This window comes from Pseudonocardia endophytica, from assembly GCF_004339565.1.
Taxonomy (GTDB): Bacteria; Actinomycetota; Actinomycetes; order Mycobacteriales; family Pseudonocardiaceae; genus Pseudonocardia; species Pseudonocardia endophytica.
On sequence record NZ_SMFZ01000001.1, the window covers coordinates 2,557,019 to 2,578,943 of the forward strand.

Genomic DNA, 21,925 nt, shown 5'->3' on the forward strand with positions numbered 1-21,925 from the left:
GGTGAAAGGCGGCGCGATGACCGGCACCACCGCACCCCGCGGCGCGCGACTGTCCCGAGGTGCGCGGCGGGCCCAGCTCCTCGTCGCCGCTCGGGACGTGTTCGCCGCGCAGGGCTACCACGCCGCGGCCATGGACGACATCGCCGAGCGTGCGGGCGTCAGCAAACCGGTGCTCTACCAGCACTTCCCCGGCAAGCTCGAGCTCTACCAGGCGCTGCTCACCACGTACGCCGACGAGCTCGTCGAGAAGGTCTCCGGCGCGATCGCGGACACCGTCGACAACCGCGAGCGGGTGCACGCCGCCGTCGCCGCCTACTTCGACTTCGTGGCCGGCGAGGGCCGCGCCTACCGGCTCGTGTTCGAGTCCGACCTGCGCGGTGACCCGGAGGCGGCCTCGGTCGTCGAGGGCGCGCTGAACCGCTGCATCGATTCGATCGCGGGCGCGGTGACCACGGACGCGGGCCTCGACAAGGACCGGGCGCAGCTACTGGCCGTCGGGCTGGTCGGGCTCAGCCAGGTCGGCGCGCAGTACTGGCTCGACTCCGACCAGCGGATCCCGCGCGAGGAGGCCGTGGCGCTGATGTCGTCGCTGGCCTGGCGGGGCATCGCGGGCTTCCCGCGGGTGAACGAGTCGACGCCGGAGGCGTCCTGACCTCCCGCTGATCAGCGCCTTCGGAGGATCCCGGCCGCAGGTGGCCGGCATCCTCCGGACCGGCCGATCATGTGCTGGTGACGCGCGCGGCGGCCTGCTGGACCAGCGCGGCGATCCGGGAGGACACGCCGTCGACCCGCTCGACCGGGATCATGTGCCCGGCGTCCGGGAAGATCGTCATCGCCGACTGCGGCAGGTGCGTGCGGATCCGGCGGGTGAACCGCGGTGGCGTGAGCCGGTCGGCCGACCCGACCATCACCTCGACCGGCAGGTCGGCGAACGCGTCCAGCGCGGCGTCGCGCTCGTGCTCGGTGAGCGTCGGCGTGAAACCCGAGACCGTCGTCGGGCGGCAGTCACCGATCGCGCCGTAGGTCAGCCGTCGGGCACGGCCGTCCGGACGCCGCCCGAGCAGCAGCGCGCGCAGGCCCGGACCGAGCAGCGCCGGGTGGCGGCTCAGCTCGCGGCGCTCCGTCCACCGCGGACTCGTCGTCAGCGCCTGCTTGCCGGCCAGGAACATCCGCGCCGGCCGACCGGACATGCCGAGCGTCGCGGCGCCTCCGAGACCGCCGCTGGCGGTCGCGACGAGCGCGACACCGGCCACCCGGGACGCGACGAGCTCCGGGTGCCGCTGCGCGAGCGCCATCACGGTCATGCCGCCCATCGAGTGCCCGGCCAGCACGAGCGGACCGGACGGCGCCACCTGCCCGATCAGCTCGGCCAGGTCGTCGGCGAGGCGCTCGAGCGTCTTCGACGCGTCCGGGGTGTCGTCCGAGCGGCCGTGCCCCCGGTGGTCGTACCGGATCACCCGCGGGCGCGGGCCGGGGTGCGAGCCGCCGGTCAGCTCGTGCGCGACCGGTGCCCAGCAGCGCTCGTCGAGCGTCCAGCCGTGCGCCAGCACGACCGTCACCGGTGCCCCGTCCGGCCCGGAGTCGACGGCGTACAGCCCGGTTCCGTCGCCGGTCAGGACGCGGTACCGATGCTCGTTCCGCATGCGCTGCTCCCGGTACCGGCGTTCGTCGTGCATCAGATCAGGTCCGCCCTCCGCCAGATGATCTCGGTCGGTCCACCGATCATGCCCTGCTCGCGCAGGAACGGCACGAGCTTGCGGGCCGACCAGCGGCGCATCTCGATGTGGTGCGGGTTCCTCCGGGCGACGGCGTGGCCGACCTTCGGCTCGATCCCGACGCTCCGGTAGACCTCGGGGTGGATCAGGTTGTTCACGACGATCGAGGCGATCCGCGCCGTCTGGTAGTTCGCGAACGCCAGCTGCGCTTTGTTGATCTTCGGAACGAGCCGCTGCAGCTCCTCGCGGGCGTAGCGGACGTGCCGCGCCTCCTCCGTCACGTGGATCTTGTTGATCATCCGGGACAGCGGCTGGACACGCTCGTCGCGCATGCCCTCGCGCTGCAGCTGGTCCAGGATCTCCTCGACGAACAGCGTCCCGGCGAACATCGCGGGCCCGGTGCCGACGGCCTTGAAGTAGCGGCCGGCCTCGTGCACCAGCTTGCGCGGCGCGTAGTCCGGCACGCCGTAGCGCTCGGTCGCCTTCGCGAACATCATCGAGTGCCGGCACTCGTCGGCGATCTCGACGAGCGCGTACTGGATGTGCGCCGAGCGCGGGTCGCGGTCGTAGGCGTAGCGCAGCAGCATCTGCATGAGGATCATCTCGAACCAGAGGCCGATCCGGGCGACGCTGCAGAACTCGTGCACCGACAGCGTGATCCGCTGCTGTTCGCTCAGCCCGTCCCACAGCTCGGTGCCGTAGAGCGAGACGCGCTCCGGAACGATCCCGTACTTGCCCTCGACGAGCGGGGCGTCCCAGTCGATGTCGACGCTCGGCTCGTAGGAGTTCTGGACCGACGAGCCGAGCAGGCGCGCGGCGGTGGTCTCGCGGTCGTTGAGCTTCTTCGCCGTGGGTGCACTCATGTCAGGAGCTCCTCTGCTCGACGGGTGCGGTGACGGTCGGGACGGAACGTCCGGTCAGGCGCCGGACCAGGCCGGCGGCCAGCGGGGAGGAGTCGAAGACACCGGCCGCGGCACGCGAGCGCACCCGGCGGGCGACGACGGTGCCGATCAGCCAGGGCAGGTGCCGCCCGGCCCACAGCTCGACCTCGCCGAACCGGGACCCGGCCGTGTCCCGGCGCGGGCGCGCCGCGGTCAGGGCACGCAGGACGGTCCCCACGATGTCGTCGACCTGCTGGCCGAGCACCTGCCCCTCGAGCGCGAGACCGACGGCGCGGCCCTCGTCGTGGATCGGGGTGCGGACGTAGCCGGGGTAGACCGTGGTGACGGCCAGCTCCGTGCCGTACTCGACGCGCAGCGCGTCGGCGTAGGCGCTCATGCCGCGCTTGGCCACGCTGTAGGCGGAGACGAACGGGAGCGGGAGGTAGGCCAGCTCGCTGGCCACGAACACGACGCGCCCCTTTCCGCCGCGGCGACCGGCGCCGTCGAGCAGGGCGGGCAGCGCCGCCGCCGTGACCCGCCACGCGCCGAGCAGGTTCACCTGGAGGACGCGCATGGCGTCCGGCTCCAGCGGGCCGCCCGCGTCGTTCGGCGTACCGACACCCGCGTAGTGCACGACGGCGTCCAGCCCACCGAGCCGCCCGACCGCCTCGTCGACGGCGGCGGTGACGGCCGCGTCGTCGGTGACGTCGCAGGCGATCACACCGTCTCCTGCGGTCCGGTCCAGACCGATCACCTGGGCGCCGATCTCGCGGAGCCGGGCGACGGTCGGCTCGCCGAACCCGCCGGCCGCACCGGTGACCAGGACCCGGCTCCCGCGACGGATCTCCGGAACTGCGTCCACGGCATCTCCTAGCTGTTACCAGCGGTAACTGTTACCATTGGTAACGTGCCCCAGGACGGCAAGGATGTCAAGGCCGAGCGCGCCTACGCGCGGGACCGGCGCCGGACCGAGCGACGGGCCGAGATGGTCGAGGCCGCGATCGGCGCCGTGCGCGAGCACGGACCCGGCGTGTCCGTCGCGCAGATCGCGTCCGCGGCCGGGATCACGAAGCCGGTCCTCTACCGGCACTTCGAGGACCGCGGTGACCTCCAGCGCGCCGTCGGCGAGGCCGCGGCGCAGATGCTGATGGGCCGGATCTACCCGACGCTGGAGATCGAGGCCGAACCGGTCGAGCACGTCGCGGCCGTGATCGACGCGTTCCTCGCGGGCATCGAGGACGAGCCGCAGCTGTGGCGGTTCGTCGTGCACAACCCGGCGGAGCCGACGCCCGGCGCGGAGATCGTCGAGGACGTGCGCGGCACGATCGCCGCGCTGCTGGCGACGATCTTCGGCGAGCACCTGCGGGCGAGCGGGCGCGACTCCGGGGGCGCCGAGGCGTGGGCGTACGGGCTGATCGGCATGGTGCAGCTGGCCGGCGACTGGTGGCTGGACCGGCGCACGATGAGCCGCGAGGCGCTGACGAACTACCTGACGTCGCTGATCTGGGGCGGGATCTCCGGCGTCACCGGCCTGGACGGGACGGAGAGCACGGCCGACATCCTGAGCCTGGTCCCGAACCCGCGTTCCGACACCGCAGGGGAGGCCGACCATGGCTGACCAGGACCACGACCACGACGGCGAGTACGAGGGCCCGGCGACGATCGTCGTCGACGGCACCGAGGTCGTCGTCGAGGTCCGGCTCGGATGTCACCACGAACCGTTCGACGGGAAGCTGCACTGGGCGGGCCGGGTGAAGGCCGAGCCGCGGCTGGCGGAGCTGGTCGGCACCGGGGCGGACGTCGAGGTGCGCACCGAGGGGCACAGCGCCACGGGGCGCCTGGGCGATGCGGACCTGTGGGACCGCTACCGGCTCACCGGAACCGGACGGCCCCCGTTCGCCCTGGACGTCGCAGACGCGTAGCGCGCGGCAGCACACCCCTGCGGCGTGCCGCACCCCCGCCCGGCGTGCCGCACCCGTCGCAACCGGTGCGGCACGCCGACACGGGGTGCGGCGCCCCGGACGACGATCAGCCGCCCAGGCCGAACCCGACCTTGCGCTCCGACTCCGGGGCGATCTCGACGTAGGAGATCCGCGCGACCGGCACGACGAAGCGGTTGCCCTGGTCGTCGGTCAGGTCCAGCAGACCGTCGTCCGACTTCATCGCGCCGCTGACCTGCTCGGCGACCTCGTCCGGCGTCCGGTCGCTGGACACCACGAGCTCCCGCGGGCTCTCCGCGATGCCGATCTTGACCTTCACCGGTGACCTCCTGTGTTACTGGTGCCGAATGCGGGCGCCAGCGTAGTCCGGAATCGTCAGGAGAGTCCGAGGCGGGACATGCGCTTCCCGTGGTTCGTCTGCACCTTCTTGATCAGGTTCGCGACGCCGCCCGCGTCGCCGGAGCCGCGCACGATGAACTCGGCCAGCTCGTCGCGCTCGGCGACCACGCGCTGGGCCTGGGTGACCGCCTCGCCGAGCAGCCGCCTGCCCCAGAGCGCCAGCCGGTCGCGCTGCTGCGGCTGCACCTCGCACGCCGCGCGCACCTCGCGCTCGGCGAAGGCGCTGTGCCCGGTGTCCGCCAGCACCTGACGGACCAGCTCGCCGGTCCCCGGGTCGACCCAGCCGGCGATCTCGCGGTAGAAGTCGGCGCCGAGCCCGTCGCCGAGATACGCCTTGACCAGCGACTCCAGCCAGCTCCGCGGCGCCGTCGACACGTGGTAGGAGTCCCACAGCGCCACGAACGGCTGCATCGCGTCGGCCACCCCGACGCCCGTCCGCGCCAGGTGGTCCTCGATCAGCCGGAAGTGTCCGATCTCGGCCGCGGCCATCGTGGAGAGCTGGGCCCTGCCGGCCAGCGTCGGTGCGGCCCGCGCGTCCTCGGCCAGCCGGTCGAACGCGGACAGCTCGCCGTACGCGAGCACCCCGAGCAGGTCCACCATCGCCCGTGCCGGCCCGTCGGCATCGACCCCCGCACCGGCATCGGTCGTCATGGCGGCCACCCTAGTGGAGGGACCGGTCCGCTCGGGGTGGCGAGCGAGGTCACGGATGCGGCACGGGTCACCCGGCCCGGTGCGGGCGCGCCCCACCACCCTCGGGACGCGACGGGGTATCATGCACACCAGCACGACACGTCGTGCACACCGCGCGGATCACGGGCAACGGGTTCTCGCGGCGGGAAGTATCCAAATCCGCCGCGCAGCGACTCACCGGTTCCGCACACGAACCGGTGCGCGCAGCGCCTCGGCGGCTCTCCCACCAGCGGACCCGAGTGACACGGGACCGGGTGGTCGACGAGCCCGCCCCCGGCCTTGTGCGCTTGAGAGAGGCGATCACCCTGTCCGTGCAGAACGACAACTCCGAGACCACCCCCGAGAACCCCGCCGACCACGAGATCGACCCCGGGTTCGAGCAGACCGGCATCCAGGCGAAGGTCACCGACGCGCCGGCAGCCGACGAGAAGCTCCCCCCGACGTTCGCCGAGCTCGGCGTCCGTCCCGAGATCGTCTCCGCGCTCGCGGAGAACGACATCGTCCGCACGTTCGCCATCCAGGAGCTGACGCTCCCGCTGGCGCTGGCCGGCGAGGACTGCATCGGCCAGGCCCGCACCGGCACCGGCAAGACGCTGGGCTTCGGCGTCCCGATGCTGCAGCGGATCACCCCGCCCGGTGAGCGGGCCGCCGCCACGGCGGAGGGAGAGGCGGCCGACCGCACCAAGGACGTACCGCAGGCGCTCGTCGTCGTGCCCACGCGCGAGCTCTGCGTGCAGGTCGCGCGGGACATCGCGGCGGCCGGCAAGAACCTGGGCGTGCGCGTCGTCGCGATCTACGGCGGCCGTGCCTACGAGCCCCAGCTCGAAGCCCTGCGCAAGGGCGTGGACATCGTCGTCGGCACCCCGGGCCGGTTGCTCGACCTCGCCGAGCAGCGCCACCTGGTGCTCGGCCGGGTCAACGCGCTGGTGCTCGACGAGGCCGACGAGATGCTCGACCTCGGCTTCCTACCGGACGTCGAGCGGATCCTGAGGATGCTGCCCGAGCAGCGCCACACGATGCTGTTCTCGGCCACCATGCCCGGCCCGATCGTGCAGCTCTCGCGGCGGTTCCTGACCCGCCCGACGCACATCCGGGCCGAGGAGGCCGACCAGGGCGCCATCCACGAGCGCACGAAGCAGCACATCTACCGCGCGCACGCGATGGACAAGGTCGAGCTGCTCACCCGCGTGCTGCAGGCCAAGGACCGCGGCCTGACGATGATCTTCGCGCGGACGAAGCGGACCGTGCAGCGCGTCGCCGACGACCTGGCCGAGCGCGGGTTCGCGGTGGCCGCCGTGCACGGCGACCTGGGCCAGGGCGCCCGCGAGCAGGCGCTGCGCGCGTTCCGGTCGGAGAAGGTCGACGTGCTGGTGGCGACGGACGTCGCGGCCCGCGGCATCGACGTCTCCGGCGTCACGCACGTGGTCAACTACCAGTGTCCCGAGGACGCGAAGACCTACATCCACCGGATCGGCCGCACCGGCCGTGCCGGACGCGAGGGTGTCGCGGTCACGCTCGTCGACTGGGACGAGATCCCCCGCTGGAAGCTGATCTCCGACGAGCTGGGCCTCGGTGTGGACGAGCCGGCGGAGACCTACTCCACGTCCGACCACCTGTTCGCCGACCTGGAGATCCCGGCCGGGGCGACCGGCCGCCTTCCGATCGCGAACCGGACCCGCGCCGGACTGGACGCCGAGTACATCGACACCGAGGGCGACCACGGCGGACCCAAGCGCCGCAACGATCGCGACGCCGCCCCGGAGACGTCCCGTCCACGCCGCAACCGTTCCCGGACGCGCACCCGCGGCGGCGTGACGGTGAAGGGCGAGGCCGGCCCGGCCACGGCCGCGTCGGACGGGCGGTCCGCGCCGTCGGCGGGCCCCGAGTCGAACGGGACCGACGGCGAGGGTGCGGCCAAGCCGCGGCGCCGTCGTCGTCGCGGGTCGCGCAGCCGCTCCGGCGGTGGCGCGGAGACCACCGGCGACAGCAGCAACTCCGACGCCGCCGCGAGCTGACCCCGGCGTGCTGCGACGGCTCCCCAGGCCGGAACGACGGAACCGCGGTGACCTGCTGGTCGCTGCGGTTCTCGTCGTCGTGCTGGCCGGAGCCGCACTGGTCGTCGGGCTGAACAGCCCGGCGGCGACGACGGACTCGGTGACGGCCACGACGCCGTCCGATCCGCCGCCGCCCGCGACGGCCATCCCGCCGTCGTTCTCCGAGCTGTGGCGCGCGCCGAGTCCCGCGACGCCGGTTCCGATCGCGGCGGGCGGCGGGGCCGTCGTCGCGGAGGGGTCGCGGGTGTCCGGGCGCGACGCCCGCACCGGCGCCGAGCGCTGGAGCTACACCCGCGAGCTGTCGTTGTGCACGGTCGCGGCGGCGTTCGGCCGGGTGCTCGCCGACTACCGCAACGACGAGTACTGCAGCGAGCTGAGCTCGCTGGACGCCACGAGCGGGGCACGCGGGCCGGCGCGCACGCTGGACGCCCGGCCCGGGACCCGACTCGTCGGCGACGGGCCGGTCGTCGCGACCGGGCAGGACTACCTGGAGGCCATGCGCTCCGACCTGGTGCGCACGGCCGAGTACGGCAACGTCCGTGCCCTCGAGGAGCCGGACGACCAGCCGCGCACCGGGTGCACGTTCTCCTCGTTCGCCGTCGCCCCCGCGCGCGCCGGGGTGCTGGAGACGTGTCCCGGCGACGGGTCGGACCGGCTGACCGTGCTGCGCCCGGACGCCTCATCGGGCGACAAGCCGGCGTTCGACTTCTCCACGGTGCTCGGCGTGAGCGGGGCGCGCCTGATCGCGCTGTCCGGCGAGCGCGCCGCCGTGCTGCTGCCGGGCAGACCGCGCCTGCTGCTGCTCGACCGCGCGGGTGCCCGCGTCGGCGAGGTGCCGCTCTCGGTCGGGCCGGCCGTGCAGGAACCGCAGGACGGCGTCGCCCGCACGACCCGCGGCGGCGCGGCGCTGTACTGGTGGACCGGAGCGGCGACGGTCGCGCTGGACCCGGAGACGCTCGTCCCCCGCTGGACGCTGCCGAACGCGCTCGGCCCCGGCGTGGAGTACGACGGGCGCCTGCTCGTCCCGGTGCAGGGCGGGCTGGCCGACGTCGACCCGCGGACCGGCGCCGTCGCGCGGACGCTTCCCGTCGACCGGGCCGGTTACGTGGGCCCGGTGCAGGTCGTCGCGCAGGGCGAGATCCTGCTGGAACAGCGGGGCCGGGACCTCGTCGCGCTCGGGCCCGCACGATAGGACTGGATTAGTGTCGTCGACACTAGTACCGTCGACACTATGACCCAACGGTCCGGCCTCGCGCTCGCCGTCCTCGCCCTGCTCGTCGAAGAGCCGATGCACCCCTACCGGATGCAGCAGCTCCTGCGCGAGCGGGGCAAGGGCGACGTCGTGAACGTCGGCCAGCGGTCACAGCTGTACAAGACGATCGACCGGCTGGCCCGGGACGGCCTGATCGCCGAGCACGTCACCGAACGGGACTCCACGCGCCCGGAACGCACCGTCTACGCCCTCACCGCGGACGGGCACGAGACCGCGCAGGAGTGGACACAGGAGATGCTCACCGCCCCGCGCCAGGACTTCCCGGAGTTCGTCGTGGGGCTGGCGTACCTGCCGCTGCTGCATCCGGACGTCGTGGCGCGCGCCGTCGCGACCCGCCTGAGCACCCTGCGCACGCGGCTCGCCGCCACCCGCGCCGGGCTCGACGGCATCCGGGACCAGCTGCCGCGCGTGGTGCTCGTGGAGGGCGAGTACCAGGTCGCGATGTTCACCGCGGAGATCGCCTGGGTCGAGGCGCTGGCCGAGGACCTGCGTACCGGCGCACTGCACTGGGACCACGAGTGGATGGTCCGCATGGCCACGGGGCAGGTGCCGCTCTCCGGCGACTGACCCGGCACGTCCCCACCGCCCCGCGCGATCCCGCGCCCGGCGGCACCCCGTCCTGCCCTCGAAAGGGAGCACACCATGAAGGTGATCATCGTCGGTGCCGGCACCGGCGGCATGTGCCTGGCGCACGGCCTGCGCCACGCCGGCATCGACGTCGAGGTCCACGAGCGCGACCGCACCCGCACCGGCGGGCTGCACGGCTACCGGGTCGGCATCTCGCCGAACGGTGCCCGCGCGCTGAAGGCCTGCCTGTCCCCCGAGCTGTTCGACACGTTCGTCGCGACCACGGCGAAGCCGTACGACAACTACACGATGTACACCGAGCGGTTCCGCGTGCTGATGAGCATCGCCGCCGACCAGATGACGGGCGTCGGGACCGCGCCGGAGGACCGCGACCACAACGTCAGCCGGATGACGCTGCGCCAGGTCCTGTTCACCGGCATGGAGGACGTGATCCGGTTCGACCGGCGGTGCACCGGCTGGACGCGGCACGACGACGGTCGCGTCACCGCCCACTTCGACGACGGCGAGGACGCCACCGGGGACCTGCTCGTCGGCGCGGACGGCGCGAACTCGGCCGTCCGCCGTCGGTACCTGCCGCACGCCCGGCACACCGAGACCGGCCTGCTCGCGATCGGCGGCAAGCTCGCACTCACCGACGCGAACCGGCACCTGTTGCCGGACACGGCGATGCGCGGGATGTCGATGCTGTTCGACCGGCGCGGCCAGTTCGGGATCGCGCACGCCATGTACATGCCGTGGTCCGCCGACGGCGCTCCCGGATCGACCGACCGCGCGCTCGTCGAGCAGTGGCCCGGCATCTGCTACGACAACACGACCGACCACCTGTCCTGGGGCCTGTCCACGTCCCGCACGCTCGCGCCCCCGGACGCGCTGGACCGCCGCGGCGCCGACCTGAACGCGCTGGCGTTGGAGCTGACCCGGGACTGGGACCCGCGCTGGCGGGAGCTCGTCGCGACGTCCGACCCGTCGGCGTCGATCGCGTTGAGCGTCCGCACGTCGGACCCGCTGGAGCCGTGGGAGCCGACGCCGGTGACATTGATCGGGGACGCCGCGCACACGATGACGCCCGGGCGCGGTGCCGGCGCGAACACGGCGCTGCGCGACGCCAGGGAGCTTCGGGACCGCCTGGTCCGGGTGCGCGACGGCGAGCTGTCGCTCGTCGCGGCCGTCGGCGAGTACGAGGAGCTGATGCGGCGCTACTCGTCGCTGGCCGTGCGGGAGTCGCTGGAGATGATGAACGACGACGGCACCGCCCGCCGTCCGATCGTCGGCCCGCTGTCGGTGTTCGCGCAGCGCACGGGCATGCGGGTGGTGGACCACCTGCCGCCGGTCAAGCGCCGGATCGCCCGGAACATGCAGAAGGTGCGCGACTCGGAGCTGGTCTGAGCCTCCGGACGGCAGCGCTCAGAGGAACCAGGCGAACCCGAGCACCAGGATCACGATGCCGACCACGACCAGCGCCGCGACCGTGCCGGTGCGGTCCGGGCGCCGGTCGGCCACCCGCTGCCCGACGACCGCGAGGACGGCGCCGACGATGTGCCCGATCACGACGTCGGCACCCGGGCCGGGCAGCCCGTAGCGGTCGGCGCCGACCCACACGACGATCATGCCGATCGCCAGCACGACCAGGCCGCCCGCGAGCACGCCGGCCAGCCCGCGCAGCAACCGGTCCGGCCATGGCAGGCGCACCGTGTCCCCGTTGCGACGACCGGGCTCCTGACGATCGGGCTCGGGGCGTGCGGCCGGCTCGCGACGGCCCGATCCGCCCGGACCGTCGGCACCGCCCGGGTGCCGCAGTCGCCGGGTCGGGCCGGTGTCGCCGCTCCGGGCGGGTTCCGGCGGACGCCGGACCGAAGCGGGCGGGACCGGGCGGTGGCGACCGGTCCCGGTCCGCGACGCAGGACGCGGTCGCTCGGGGTACTCGGCCGTCACGACGGCAACAGAGCCCACGACGCGGGTTCCGGGGTCGCGGCCCGGCCCTGGGCGCAGTTCCGCCGGACCGGGCAGGTCCCGCAGTGGGTGCCGGTGACCACGCCGAACAGCACGTCCGGGTCGCCGCCGTCACCCAGGGCGTCCGCGGCCGCGGCCATCTCCGCCGCCTGGTGCTCGGCCCGCTCGCGGTGCCCGCGCAACGACGCGTCGTCGTGCTCCCATGCGGCGACCTCGCCGGTCGGCACGTGGTGCAGCTCGACCCGGTGGCACGGCCTGCGCAGCGCGGGGCCGGCGGCCAGCGCGTAGAGCGCGAGCGCCTGGGAGTCGCGGGCACGTTCGGGCGTCGGGACGTTCCCGGTCTTGTAGTCGACGACGACGGACTCGCCGTCGCGCACGTCGACGCGGTCGATCCGGCCCTCGACGAGCATCGTCCCCACCGGTTCGCGGACACCGCGCTCCAGCGCGACCGGCTCGGTCCGCCCGTCGGGACCCGCGGCGATCGCGGCGACCCAGTCGCGGGCGCGGGCGCGGTAGTCGGCGGACTGGGCGGCGTCCCGGAAGCCCTCGTCGGACCAGTTGCGGTCCACCAGCTGCGCGGCCAGCTCCGGGCTGCGACGCGACGGCACCAGCTCGAACAGCGACCGCAACGCCAGGTGGACGACGGCGCCGAGCGTCGTGTGCGCCCACGCCCCGCCCCGTGGAGGGGCGGGCCGGTCCAGGTAGAGCAGCCGGTACCGGCGCGGACAGGACGCCCACGCGGCGAGCCGGGCGGGGGTCACCCGGTGCAGCGCCGGCGCGGAGAACGCCGGATCCAGCAGATCGAGGCCGAGCTGCTCGTGATCGCCTGCACCCACGCCGTCAACGGTACCGATCCGCGTCCGGGCGGTGACGGGGCGTCAGCCGGTACCTCGGCCGGTGACGACCTCCACGCCGCGGGCCCGCTCGAGCAGCGCGTCGAGCACGTCGGGATCCGTGGTCTCGGCGGCGATCGGGGTGGTCTTGTTCCGGCCGTGGTAGTCGCTGGACCCGGTGGCCAGCATGTCGTGGCGGGCGGCGATGTCGCGCAGCAGCTCCCGGTCCTCCGGTGCGTGGTCCGGGTGGTCGACCTCCACGCCACCGAGCCCGCGCGCGGCCAGGTCGGACAGCACCGACGGCTCGACGACCCGTCCGCGCCGCCGGGCCAGCGAGTGCGCGAACACGGCCACGCCGCCCGCCGCGCGGATCATCTCGATCGCCGTCTCGACCGGCGTGTTCGAGCTGCGGACGTAGTACGGGCTCGCCGGGCTGAGCACCGTCGCGAACGCCTCCCCGACGGACCCGACCACGCCGGCCGACACGAGCGCACGGCCGAGGTGCGGCCTCCCCGCACTGCCACCCTCCGGCAGGTGGGCGAACACGGTCGGCACGTCGACCGGGTAGCCGTCGGCGGCCATCCGCTCGATCATCGTCTCCAGGCGGGCGACGCGCGCCTCCCGCCGTCGGGCCTGCTCCGCGACGATCGCCTCGTGCCCCGGGTCGAACAGGTACCCGAGCAGGTGCACCGAGCAGGGCGGCTCCCCCTCGCGCCCGGTCGGGCTCACGCAGGAGAACTCGGCGCCCCGGACCAGCCGCATCCCGGGCGGGCAGGCGTCCTGCGCCTCGCCCCAGCCCGCCGTCGTGTCGTGGTCGGTGATGGCGACGGCGTCGAGACCCGCCGCGGCGGCGGTCCGGACGAGGTCGGCCGGGCTGTCGGTGCCGTCCGAGGTGGTCGAGTGGGTGTGCAGGTCGATCCGGGCCACCCGGACGACCCTAGTGCGCCGCTCGGCGGGCTACCGGCGCCAGCGCGGTTTGGCCAGCATGCCGGTGGCGCGGGTCTTGCCCTTCTCCCCGAAGACCAGCTCGGAGAGCGCCTCGTAGATCTCCTCGGGGCGGGGCATGTAGTCGATCTGGTTCAGCGCCTGGATCTGACCGGCCGACTCGACGACCATCGTCCCGTAGCCGAGCATGCGGCCGGACAGCGTGCGCCGGAACGTGAGGTCCGTGACCTTGCCCAGCGGCATCATGCCGACGTTGTGCACGACGATGCCCTGGGCGATCATGACGCGCTTGTCGGTCACGACGATGCGCTCGATCCACCACAGGATCGTGTTGGCCGTGAACCGCAGGACGGCGACCAGCGCCAGGTAGAACGTGACGTTGTCGACGATGATGTCCGCATCGGCCGGTACCCGCCCGTCGAGCAGCGACTCGACCAGCACCATCACGAGGACGAACAGGGCCGTCTGCCAGATGTGCTTGGCCATGACGGCCCAGTGCTGGCGCACCCGGATGACTCGTCGCTCCGTCGGGAGCAGGTACTCGTCGATCTCCCGGGGCGCGAGCACGGTCAGACGAGGTTGGTGAAGAAGGTGGAGACCGACTGCGCGGCGTCGTACAGGATGTTGCCGATGTTCTGCACCGACGACGAGGCACCACCGGGATTGGTGATGATCAGGAACAAGACGAGTGCCACCCCGACGAGAGTCAAGACCCTCTTCACGTAAACCGCCCACCCGTTCTGGCCCGTAGGGAACTGCCCGTTCATTGGTACCGGACCACGGTGGCGGACCGACACCGGCACGCGGGCAGCATACAGAACACCCTCGCTGACCCACGGTAGCCGACACGACGCCGATGTGGGGTATTTCGGTTGCTATCGCGAAGACCCTCGGCGACGACGCGACCTCCATGCGTCACCCGTTCGCCCCATGTCGGGCACGATCACGAGGCCGATCGGATGATCTTCGACGTCCGGTGCGGCGGTCGTCCGGCGGTCCAGGTCGTACGCTCCGCCGATGACCGACCGTAGTGCGACCGGATCGGGTGAAATCCCGCTCGTGCCCTGCGTCGGCGGGCTCGTGTTCGACCACCGGGGCCGCCTGCTGCTGATCCGCAGGGCCAACGAGCCGGGTCGCGGGCTGTGGTCGGTGCCCGGTGGCCGGGTGGAACCGGGCGAGGACGACCACGCGGCCGTCGTCCGGGAGATGGCCGAGGAGACCGGGCTGAGCGTCCGGCCGGGGCGACTCGTCGGCGTCGTCGACCGCGGGCCGTACCGGATCGCGGACTACCTGTGCACGCTCGACGACCCGGCCGACGAGGAAGGACTGCGGGCGGGCGACGACGCGGACGACGCCCGCTTCGTGGACGCCGCCGCATTCGCCGCCCTGCCGCTCGTCCCGCTGCTGGCCGAGACGCTCGACGGGTGGGGCGTGCTGCCCCGCTCCTGAGACGTCAGACCTGCGGCTCCGGACGGCCCGGCTGCTCGCCGCCGCGGGTGTCGCCGTACACCGTCTTCGGCACCATCACCTTGCGGCGGAACGTGCAGACGACCGTGCCGTCCTGCTTGTAGCCGCGGGTCTCCACGTACACGACGCCGCGGTCGTCCTTGGACTTCGACTCCGTCTTGTCCAGGACCTCGGTCTCGCCGTAGATGGTGTCGCCGTGGAACGTCGGCTTCGTGTGCCTGAGCGACTCCACCTCGAGGTTCGCGATCGCCTTGCCGGACACGTCGGGGACCGACATGCCGAGCAGCAGCGAGTAGATGTAGTTGCCGACGACGACGTTGCGCTTGAAGTCGGTCGTCTCCTCGGCGTAGTTCGCGTCCATGTGGAGCGGGTGGTGGTTCATGGTCAGGAGGCAGAACAGGTGGTCGTCGTACTCGGTGACCGTTTTGCCGGGCCAGTGCTTGTAGACCGCACCGACCTCGAACTCCTCGTAATAGCGACCGAACTGCACCGTCCACGCCTCCATCGGGTCTCGCCTGCGTTGCGGGGGTAATCTATCCGGCGGTCCCCGCTGGCGTCGGCGCGGCACTTGTCACACCGGCGGCACGCGGAACGATGGATCACACGGCACACCGAGACGGACCCGGGAGGTGAGAGCGGTGTCGCGAACACCGGATAGCAGTACGACCCGCCTCCCGCGCACACGCGCCGGCATCCGGTAGACCCGGCCGTCCGGGCAGGGAGGCATCGACCGAACATCCGCGGCCGCCTCGTCGACGGCGACCGCGCTCCCGCCCCCGGCAAGGAGGTCCTGCCGTGCCGCCGCTGTCCCGCCTGCGTCCCGCCATCCGTTCCGCCGGGCATCTCGGTCGTCGCTCCGGCCGGGCCTCCGGGGTCCACCCTCCGAAGCTGCGCGTGCCGCTGTCGGCCTACGTCGTCGACTGCGCGGTCTACGTCGACGGGGCCCGCCTGCCCGGCCGCTGGAGCCACGACGAGGCGATCGCCGAGGTCCGCGAGCGCAAGGACGGCTTCGTCTGGATCGGTCTGCACGAGCCGGACGAGGAGCAGATCACCGGCGTCGCCGAGACGTACGGGCTGCACGAGCTCGCCGTCGAGGACGCCGTGCACGCGCACAACCGCCCCAAGCTCGAGCGCTACGACGAGACGCTGTTCATGGTGCTCAAGACGGTCCGCTACGTCGGGCACAAGGACCCGACGGCGGCGAACGAGATCGTCGAGACCGGCGAGGTGATGGCGTTCCTCGGCCGGGACTTCGTGGTCACCGTCCGGCACGGGCGCCACTCCGGGCTGCGCGAGGTGCGCCGCAAGCTCGAGGACGACCCGGAGCAGCTCGCACTCGGCCCGGCCGCCGTGCTGCACGCGATCGCCGACCACGTGGTGGACAGCTACACCGAGGTCGCCGGCCAGATCGAGGACGACATCGACGAGATCGAGGCCGAGGTGTTCTCGCCGCGCTCGACGATGAACCCCGAGCAGATCTACGTGATGAAGCGCGAGATCCTGGATCTGCGACGAGCGGTGATGCCGCTCGTCGGCCCGATGCGCAAGCTGTCCGAGGGCTACAGCTCGCTCATCCCGCACGACGTGCGGTCCTACTTCCGCGACGTCGACGACCACCTCGGCGGCGTCGCCGAGCAGGTGGCCGGGTTCAACGAGCTGCTCACCACGCTCGTCGACGCCGTGCTGGCGAAGATCAGCATGCGTCAGAACAACGACATGCGGAAGATCACCGCGTACGCCGGCCTGATCTCGGTGCCGACGATGGTCGCCGGGGTCTACGGCATGAACTTCGACAACATGCCGGAGCTGCACTGGAACTTCGGCTACCCGATGGTCCTGCTCGTGATCGCCGTCGTCTGCGGGGTGCTGTACCGGAACTTCCGGCGCAACGGCTGGTTGTAGCTCCGGCGCGTCAGCCCCGCACCGGAGGGTTGCCCTCCGGCGGCGTGTCGATGTCGGCGTCGCCGAGGCTCTCGCCGGTATCGGCACCCGGCTCGTCGTCGGCGGCGGGCTCGGGAGTCCGGTCGGTGCCCGCGATCGCGAACCGTCCGGTCGGTCGCCCACCGGAGGGCGCCGCGGGCGGGACCGCCGAGGGGGCGTCGCCAGCGTAACCGGCGTCCTCCGGACCGCCCGCGTCCTCCGGGCCCGGCGCGTCCTCGACGTCGGGGGCCGGCACGTCGGGCTCCCGTTCCGGGTCCGCGGCCGCGGCGGCCGCACGGGCCGCCTGACGCTGCCCGACCACGTCCGGCTCGTCGGGCCGCCGTCCCAGGAACGTGTAGACGACGTGCTGCTGCCAGCCCGGCACCGTCTGGACCCGCACGTCCTCGAACCCGGCCCGCTGCATCCGGTGGGTCATCGACTCCACGCCGTCGGCCGTCCGCACCCGGTGGGTGCGGTAGCGGAGCAGGTCGGCGGATCCCAGCCGGAAGCGCGACATCGGGATCAGATACCCCCACGACGCCAGGGCCCAGCGGACCCGGCTGGTGAGCCGGCCGGCGACGGCGTAGTCGTGGATCGCGAGCGGCGCGCCGGGGCGCAGCAGCGACAGGATCCGCCGCAGGCCGATCTCGGCGTCCGGGAGGTTCGAGACCAGGTAGGCGGCGAAGATGCCGTCGAAGGGCCCCTCGACGCCCGCCTCGGACAGGGTCTCCAGGCGGGACTGCACGAAGCTCACCCGCGGCGGCCAGTTCTTCCGGCGGGCCACCGAGAGCATGTCCGGCGACGCGTCCACCGCGACGACCTCGGCCCCGGGCGCCGCGTCCAGCAGGGCCGCGGTCGACGCGCCGGTCCCGCAGCCGAGGTCGAGCAGACGCAACCGGGACCCGCCGGTCAGGCCCATCCGCGTCGTCGACATCCGCAGGTGGTTGTGGTAGCCGGGGATCGACTTCACGAAGCCGTCGAACCCCGCGGCGCCGCGCCCGTAGGCCCGGTGCACGTTGGCCGGGCGGATCGGTTCGGTGGCGCCGGCGTCGTTCACGCGAGGCATCCTCGCCCATCACCTCCGGTCACCGGTAGCGGCGCGCCCGGGTCGTCCGGGATCGTCGGGTGACGGTCCGCGCGTGCGGTCGGGTGTCCGGCTCAGGTGTTCGGTGACGTGCCCATCGCCAGGCGGGCCAGCATCTCCCGGGCCTGCTCGGCGTTGCGCGGTTCGCACAGCACGTCGTAGCGACCGGCGACCATCTGGCTGGCCGTCTGGAAGTCCCGGCGTCCGCGGCTCGCGCCGTACCCGACGGCCGCGAACACCATCGCGAACACGGCACCGCTGATCAGGCCGACCAGGAAGGGGCCGATCCCGCTGCCCGGTGTGAACAGGAACAGCAGCATGCCCACGAACAGACCGAGCCACGCGCCGGACAGCGCCGCGGAGCCGAGGACCCGTCCCCAGCTCAGCCGGCCGATCACGCGCTCGACGAGCATGAGGTCCACGCCCACGATCGTCACGTCGCGGACCGGGAAGTCGGAGTCGGCGAGGTGGTCGACGGCCCGCTGCGCCTCGGCGTAGGTCGCGTAGGAGCCGATCGGCCATCCGGTCGGCGGGGTCGGCAGCTGGGGCAGTCCCGGCGCGGTGCGCGCAGGTCCGCCGAAGGGTGTCGTCATGGCGTCCTCCGCTTTCCTCTCGGGTTCCCGTGATGTCGGGTTCCTGCCCCGTACAACGTCTCCGGCCCGGCGGACGTGCCCGCCGGTGGGGCACGCCACCGGGCCGGTGAGGGTCGGGGCATCGTAGCGCCCGGATCGGGCACTCTACGAGTACACGTCAGCGCAGCTTGTAGTCCCGGAGCAGGCCGCGCGAGATGATCGTCTTCTGGATCTCCGACGTGCCCTCGCCGATGAGCAGGAACGGCGCCTCGCGCATGAGGCGCTCGATCTCGTACTCCTTCGAGTAGCCGTAGCCGCCGTGGATCCGGAACGACTCCTGCGTGACCTCGGCGCAGTACTCGCTGGCCAGGTACTTCGCCATACCGGCCTCGACGTCGTTGCGCTCGCCCCGGTCCTTCAGCCGGGCCGCGTTGACCATCATGTGGTGCGCGGCCTCGACCTTCGTCCCCATCTCGGCCAGCTTGAACGCGATGGCCTGGTGCTGGGCGATCGGCTTGCCGAACGTGGACCGCTGCTGGGCGTACTCCGCGGCCAGCTCGAACGCGCGGATCATGATCCCGCAGGCGCGCGCGGCCACGTTCACGCGGCCGACCTCGACGCCGTCCATCATCTGCGAGAACCCGCCGCCGCGCTTCCCGCCGAGGATCTGGTCACCGGAGACCTTGTGCCCCTTGAACACCATCTCGGTGGTGTCGACGCCCTTGTAGCCCATCTTGTCGATCTTGCCGGGCACGATCAGGCCGGGCGCGACCTCGCCGTAGCCGACCGGCTTCTCGACCAGGAACGTGGTGAGGTTCTGGTACGGCTTCTCGGCGCCCTCGTCCGTCTTCACCAGCGCAGCGGTCAGCGTCGACGTCCCGCCGTTCGTCAGCCACATCTTCGCGCCGTCGATGACGAAGTCGTCGCCGTCCTGCACGGCCTTGGTCTTGATCGCCGCGACGTCGGAGCCCAGGTCCGGCTCGGACATCGAGAAGGAGCCGCGGCACTCACCGGTGGCCATCTGTGGCAGGTAGCGCTGCTTCTGCGCGTCCGTGCCGTGGTGCATGAGCATGTAGGCCACGATGAAGTGGGTGTTGATCACGCCGGAGACGCTCATCCAGCCGCGCGCGATCTGCTCGACGACGAGCGCGTAGGTCAGCAGCGACTCGCCGAGCCCGCCGTACTCCTCCGGGATGGTGAGGCCGAACAGCCCCATCTCCTTCATCCCGTCCACGATGTCCTGCGGGTAGGCGTCCTCGTGCTCCAGCGCCGTGGCGTGCGGGATGATCTCCTTGTCCACGAACTGGCGGACGGTGTCGAGGATCTCGGTCTGGATGTCGGTCAGACCGGCGGTCTGGGCGAGCCGGGCCATGTGTGGTTCCTCCCTGGCTGACGTCGAGTGCCGCCGGGACCGACCCGGCGCTGGGCTGCGCGTGAGTATCCCCTGCGTGGCATACCTAGCGCTCGTGCTGTGAACGTACTCACCGGTAGCTCGTGGCGTGACACCAGCCACTCGGTCAGGTCACCCCGGCTCCGACGCCGGGCGGCCCTGGGCGGGAGCGCCGAGATGCAGCTCAGCGGGGGTCCGGTGATCGTTCCGGCCCGCTGGGCCGCATCTCGGCGCGCGGGGCTCACGCCTCCGGCGGGGTCCACTTGTCGCCACGCTGCATTCCGGCCGCACGGCCCTTGCCGGAGATGACGAGTGCCATCTTGCGGCTGGCCTCGTCGATCATCTCGTCGCCCAGCATGGCCGAGCCCTTCCTGCCGCCGGCCTCGGACGTGAAGTACTCGTACGCGTCGAGGATGTTCTCGGCGTGGTCGTAGTCCTCCTGGGACGGGCTGAACGTCTCGTTCGCGGCGTCGATCTGGCCGGGGTGCAGCACCCACTTGCCGTCGAAGCCGAGAGCGGCCGAGCGTCCGGCCACCCGCTGGAACGCCTCGACGTCGCGGATCTGCAGGAACGGGCCGTCGATGGCCTGCTTGTCGTGCGCGCGGGCGGCCATCAGGATCGACATCAGGATGTGGTGGTAGGCGTCGCCGACGTCGTATCCCGGGGGCTGCTCGCCCACGACCAGCGACTTCATGTTGATCGAGGCCATGAAGTCGGCCGGTCCGAAGATGATCGTCTCGACGCGAGGGGACGCGGTGGCGATCGCGTTCACGTTCGTCAGGCCCAGCGCGTTCTCGATCTGCGCCTCGATGCCGATCTTCCCGACCTCGTAGCCCAGCGTCTTCTCGATCTGGGTCATCAGCAGGTCCAGCGCGACGACCTGCTCCGGCGTCTGCACCTTCGGCAGCATGATCGCGTCCAGGTTCTCGCCCGCGCCCTCGACGACCTCGGTGACGTCCCGGTAGGTCCACTCGGTGGTCCAGTCGTTGACGCGCACGACCCGGACCTTCTCGCCCCAGCCGCCCTCGTTCAGCGCCGCGACGATCGTCTTGCGCGCGTCCGGCTTGGCCAGCGGGGCGCAGGCGTCCTCGAGGTCCAGGAAGACCTGGTCCGCGGGCAGGCCGCGGGCCTTGTCGATGAACTTCTGGCTGGAGCCGGGCACGGCCAGGCAGGACCGGCGGGCGCGGAGGGTGCGGCTCACTGGTGGACTCCTCGTCGAGATCGTCTCGCCCGCTCCGGAGCGGGCGCTGGCATCGCGCTGATGCTGGCACGACGAGCGCGGCTCCGCGCCCACGGGTGATTGGTTTCTCACCCACGGGAGGTCGGGATCGGGTTACCGACGGGTCACCCGGCTGGGACGGCGACCAGCTCCCCGCGTGCGACGGCGGCCACCCCACCGGCGACGGTCGTGGACACGGCGGCGCCCGCGGAGCTGGTGACGGTCGCGTACAGCGTCGACGGGCGACCGATCTCGGTCCCCTGGGAGACCGTGAACGCGTGCTCACCCTCCGGAGGGGTCAGCCCGCGATCGGCCAGGAACACCCCGAGTGCGACGGCGGCGGAGCCGGTCGCCGGGTCCTCGTCCACCCCGGAGCCTGGCGCGAACGTGCGCGCGTGCACCCGGGCCACGTCCGCGTCGACCGAGCCGATCATCAGCCCGGTCGCGGCGGGCGCCAGCGCCAGGATCGCCGCCGCGTCCGGTACCGCACGCGCCACCGCGTCCGGCCGGACCAGCAGGAACAGGTAGTCCACCCCGGCGCAGGCGAACCCGGGGGCGGCGGCGCCGTCCACGTCGTCGAGGGTCAGGCCGACGGCGGCGGCGACCGCGCCTGCGTCCGCGTCCTCCCCCACGGTCGGCGCGCCGCCCGCGATCCGCGCGCCGTCGCCGTCGACCCGGACCGGCAGCAGCCCTGCTCCGCACTCCTGGACCCGGTCGCCGTGCGCGATCACGCCGTCGCGGGCCAGCACCCACGCCGTCCCGACGCTCGGGTGGCCGGCGAACGGCAGCTCCACGGCCGGGGTGAAGATCCGCACGCGGTAGTCGGCACCGGTGTCGGTCGGGGGCAGCACGAACGTCGTCTCGGACAGGTCGAACTCCCGCGCGATCGCCTGCATCTGCTCCGTCGACAGGTCCTGCGCGCCGTGCACGACGGCCAGCGGGTTCCCGGCGTACGGGCGGTCGGTGAAGACGTCGACGACGTCGTAGCGCAGCGCGGTCACGGCC

The 21,925-nt window shown here is 72.6% G+C and carries 25 protein-coding genes; 9 read left to right on the forward strand and 16 right to left on the reverse strand.

The window, feature by feature from the left end:
* Positions 1-16 precede the first annotated feature (16 nt).
* Positions 17-652: a TetR/AcrR family transcriptional regulator gene (locus EV378_RS11495; RefSeq protein ID WP_132423767.1), complete on the forward strand. Its 636-nt coding sequence runs from the start codon at positions 17-19 to the stop codon at positions 650-652.
* Between the two features lie 67 nt (positions 653-719).
* Here EV378_RS11495 and EV378_RS11500 read toward each other — a convergent pair whose 3' ends face one another.
* From EV378_RS11500 to EV378_RS11510, 3 genes are read right to left on the reverse strand one after another with little or no spacing between them, the layout of a single operon-like run.
* Positions 720-1,643: an alpha/beta fold hydrolase gene (locus EV378_RS11500; protein WP_243653393.1), complete on the reverse strand. Its 924-nt coding sequence runs from the start codon at positions 1,641-1,643 to the stop codon at positions 720-722.
* 32 nt (positions 1,644-1,675) lie between these two features.
* Entirely contained in the window at positions 1,676-2,578 is a 903-nt protein-coding gene (locus tag EV378_RS11505; protein WP_132423770.1) for an AurF N-oxygenase family protein, read from the reverse strand.
* A 1-nt stretch (position 2,579) separates the two neighbouring features.
* Positions 2,580-3,458, reverse strand: coding sequence for an SDR family NAD(P)-dependent oxidoreductase (locus EV378_RS11510; RefSeq protein WP_132423773.1), 879 nt, complete (start codon positions 3,456-3,458; stop codon positions 2,580-2,582).
* Positions 3,459-3,503: 45 nt separating this feature from the next.
* On the opposite strand from EV378_RS11510, the gene EV378_RS11515 reads away from it, so the two are divergent.
* The gene (locus EV378_RS11515; protein ID WP_243653394.1) at positions 3,504-4,214 is read left to right on the forward strand and encodes a TetR family transcriptional regulator; all 711 of its coding nucleotides are present in this window, start codon (positions 3,504-3,506) and stop codon (positions 4,212-4,214) included.
* Positions 4,207-4,518 (forward strand): DUF4873 domain-containing protein, encoded by a 312-nt coding sequence (locus EV378_RS11520; RefSeq protein ID WP_132423776.1) that lies wholly within the window; start codon positions 4,207-4,209, stop codon positions 4,516-4,518. The genes EV378_RS11515 and EV378_RS11520 overlap by 8 nt, the downstream gene beginning before the upstream one ends.
* Before the next feature lie 106 nt (positions 4,519-4,624).
* Here EV378_RS11520 and EV378_RS11525 read toward each other — a convergent pair whose 3' ends face one another.
* Positions 4,625-4,855 (reverse strand): DUF3107 domain-containing protein, encoded by a 231-nt coding sequence (locus EV378_RS11525; protein WP_132423779.1) that lies wholly within the window; start codon positions 4,853-4,855, stop codon positions 4,625-4,627.
* 56 nt (positions 4,856-4,911) lie between these two features.
* On the reverse strand, positions 4,912-5,586 hold the full coding sequence (locus tag EV378_RS11530) for a ferritin-like fold-containing protein (protein ID WP_132423782.1): 675 nt from the start codon (positions 5,584-5,586) through the stop codon (positions 4,912-4,914).
* Positions 5,587-5,912: 326 nt separating this feature from the next.
* Between EV378_RS11530 and EV378_RS11535 the strand changes: the two genes are divergently transcribed.
* From EV378_RS11535 to EV378_RS11550, 4 genes are all read left to right on the forward strand, one after another.
* Complete coding sequence (locus tag EV378_RS11535; RefSeq protein ID WP_424511216.1) at positions 5,913-7,640, forward strand: DEAD/DEAH box helicase; 1,728 nt, start codon at positions 5,913-5,915, stop codon at positions 7,638-7,640.
* A 7-nt stretch (positions 7,641-7,647) separates the two neighbouring features.
* Entirely contained in the window at positions 7,648-8,871 is a 1,224-nt protein-coding gene (locus EV378_RS11540) for an Rv3212 family protein (RefSeq protein ID WP_132423785.1), read from the forward strand.
* A 39-nt stretch (positions 8,872-8,910) separates the two neighbouring features.
* Positions 8,911-9,519 carry a PadR family transcriptional regulator gene (locus EV378_RS11545; protein WP_132423788.1) on the forward strand — a complete coding sequence of 203 codons (609 nt, stop codon included), beginning with the start codon at positions 8,911-8,913 and terminating at the stop codon, positions 9,517-9,519.
* A 75-nt stretch (positions 9,520-9,594) separates the two neighbouring features.
* Positions 9,595-10,926: an FAD-dependent oxidoreductase gene (locus tag EV378_RS11550; RefSeq protein ID WP_132423791.1), complete on the forward strand. Its 1,332-nt coding sequence runs from the start codon at positions 9,595-9,597 to the stop codon at positions 10,924-10,926.
* 18 nt (positions 10,927-10,944) lie between these two features.
* On the opposite strand, the gene EV378_RS11555 is transcribed toward EV378_RS11550, so the two are convergent.
* The 5 genes from EV378_RS11555 to EV378_RS36725 form a co-directional block, all read right to left on the reverse strand.
* Positions 10,945-11,229, reverse strand: a complete 285-nt coding sequence (locus tag EV378_RS11555; protein ID WP_132423794.1) for a hypothetical protein — start codon at positions 11,227-11,229, stop codon at positions 10,945-10,947.
* A gap of 239 nt (positions 11,230-11,468) precedes the next feature.
* Positions 11,469-12,326 carry a RecB family exonuclease gene (locus tag EV378_RS11560; RefSeq protein ID WP_243653395.1) on the reverse strand — a complete coding sequence of 286 codons (858 nt, stop codon included), beginning with the start codon at positions 12,324-12,326 and terminating at the stop codon, positions 11,469-11,471.
* Between the two features lie 42 nt (positions 12,327-12,368).
* Positions 12,369-13,250: a PHP domain-containing protein gene (locus EV378_RS11565; protein WP_132423797.1), complete on the reverse strand. Its 882-nt coding sequence runs from the start codon at positions 13,248-13,250 to the stop codon at positions 12,369-12,371.
* Between the two features lie 30 nt (positions 13,251-13,280).
* Complete coding sequence (locus tag EV378_RS11570) at positions 13,281-13,835, reverse strand: PH domain-containing protein (protein ID WP_132423800.1); 555 nt, start codon at positions 13,833-13,835, stop codon at positions 13,281-13,283.
* A gap of 2 nt (positions 13,836-13,837) precedes the next feature.
* Positions 13,838-13,963, reverse strand: coding sequence for a hypothetical protein (locus EV378_RS36725; RefSeq protein ID WP_279389618.1), 126 nt, complete (start codon positions 13,961-13,963; stop codon positions 13,838-13,840).
* Positions 13,964-14,285: 322 nt separating this feature from the next.
* On the opposite strand from EV378_RS36725, the gene EV378_RS11575 reads away from it, so the two are divergent.
* Positions 14,286-14,717 carry an NUDIX hydrolase gene (locus tag EV378_RS11575; RefSeq protein ID WP_132423803.1) on the forward strand — a complete coding sequence of 144 codons (432 nt, stop codon included), beginning with the start codon at positions 14,286-14,288 and terminating at the stop codon, positions 14,715-14,717.
* A 4-nt stretch (positions 14,718-14,721) separates the two neighbouring features.
* Here EV378_RS11575 and EV378_RS11580 read toward each other — a convergent pair whose 3' ends face one another.
* Positions 14,722-15,225, reverse strand: coding sequence for a MaoC family dehydratase (locus EV378_RS11580; protein ID WP_132427759.1), 504 nt, complete (start codon positions 15,223-15,225; stop codon positions 14,722-14,724).
* A gap of 305 nt (positions 15,226-15,530) precedes the next feature.
* Here EV378_RS11580 and corA point away from each other — a divergent pair, with 305 nt between their 5' ends.
* Positions 15,531-16,637 carry a magnesium/cobalt transporter CorA gene (gene corA / locus EV378_RS11585; RefSeq protein WP_132423806.1) on the forward strand — a complete coding sequence of 369 codons (1,107 nt, stop codon included), beginning with the start codon at positions 15,531-15,533 and terminating at the stop codon, positions 16,635-16,637.
* 10 nt (positions 16,638-16,647) lie between these two features.
* On the opposite strand, the gene EV378_RS11590 is transcribed toward corA, so the two are convergent.
* From EV378_RS11590 to EV378_RS11610, 5 genes are all read right to left on the reverse strand, one after another.
* Positions 16,648-17,712 (reverse strand): methyltransferase domain-containing protein, encoded by a 1,065-nt coding sequence (locus tag EV378_RS11590; RefSeq protein ID WP_341540418.1) that lies wholly within the window; start codon positions 17,710-17,712, stop codon positions 16,648-16,650.
* Positions 17,713-17,813: 101 nt separating this feature from the next.
* Complete coding sequence (locus EV378_RS11595; protein ID WP_132423812.1) at positions 17,814-18,332, reverse strand: YflT domain-containing protein; 519 nt, start codon at positions 18,330-18,332, stop codon at positions 17,814-17,816.
* A gap of 157 nt (positions 18,333-18,489) precedes the next feature.
* Positions 18,490-19,683: an acyl-CoA dehydrogenase family protein gene (locus EV378_RS11600; RefSeq protein ID WP_132423815.1), complete on the reverse strand. Its 1,194-nt coding sequence runs from the start codon at positions 19,681-19,683 to the stop codon at positions 18,490-18,492.
* Positions 19,684-19,942: 259 nt separating this feature from the next.
* Entirely contained in the window at positions 19,943-20,902 is a 960-nt protein-coding gene (locus EV378_RS11605; protein WP_207908636.1) for an HpcH/HpaI aldolase/citrate lyase family protein, read from the reverse strand.
* Between the two features lie 143 nt (positions 20,903-21,045).
* Positions 21,046-21,921, reverse strand: a complete 876-nt coding sequence (locus EV378_RS11610) for a PhzF family phenazine biosynthesis protein (RefSeq protein ID WP_132423818.1) — start codon at positions 21,919-21,921, stop codon at positions 21,046-21,048.
* Positions 21,922-21,925 lie beyond the last annotated feature (4 nt).

Coding starts and splice junctions, on each gene's coding strand:
- EV378_RS11495 (WP_132423767.1), top strand. CDS start 17: ATGACCGGCACCACCGCACCCCGCGGCGCGCGACTGTCCCGAGGTGCG.
- EV378_RS11500 (WP_243653393.1), bottom strand. CDS start 1,643: ATGCGGAACGAGCATCGGTACCGCGTCCTGACCGGCGACGGAACCGGG.
- EV378_RS11505 (WP_132423770.1), bottom strand. CDS start 2,578: ATGAGTGCACCCACGGCGAAGAAGCTCAACGACCGCGAGACCACCGCC.
- EV378_RS11520 (WP_132423776.1), top strand. CDS start 4,207: ATGGCTGACCAGGACCACGACCACGACGGCGAGTACGAGGGCCCGGCG.
- EV378_RS11530 (WP_132423782.1), bottom strand. CDS start 5,586: ATGACGACCGATGCCGGTGCGGGGGTCGATGCCGACGGGCCGGCACGG.
- EV378_RS11545 (WP_132423788.1), top strand. CDS start 8,911: ATGACCCAACGGTCCGGCCTCGCGCTCGCCGTCCTCGCCCTGCTCGTC.
- EV378_RS11550 (WP_132423791.1), top strand. CDS start 9,595: ATGAAGGTGATCATCGTCGGTGCCGGCACCGGCGGCATGTGCCTGGCG.
- EV378_RS11575 (WP_132423803.1), top strand. CDS start 14,286: ATGACCGACCGTAGTGCGACCGGATCGGGTGAAATCCCGCTCGTGCCC.
- EV378_RS11595 (WP_132423812.1), bottom strand. CDS start 18,332: ATGACGACACCCTTCGGCGGACCTGCGCGCACCGCGCCGGGACTGCCC.
- EV378_RS11600 (WP_132423815.1), bottom strand. CDS start 19,683: ATGGCCCGGCTCGCCCAGACCGCCGGTCTGACCGACATCCAGACCGAG.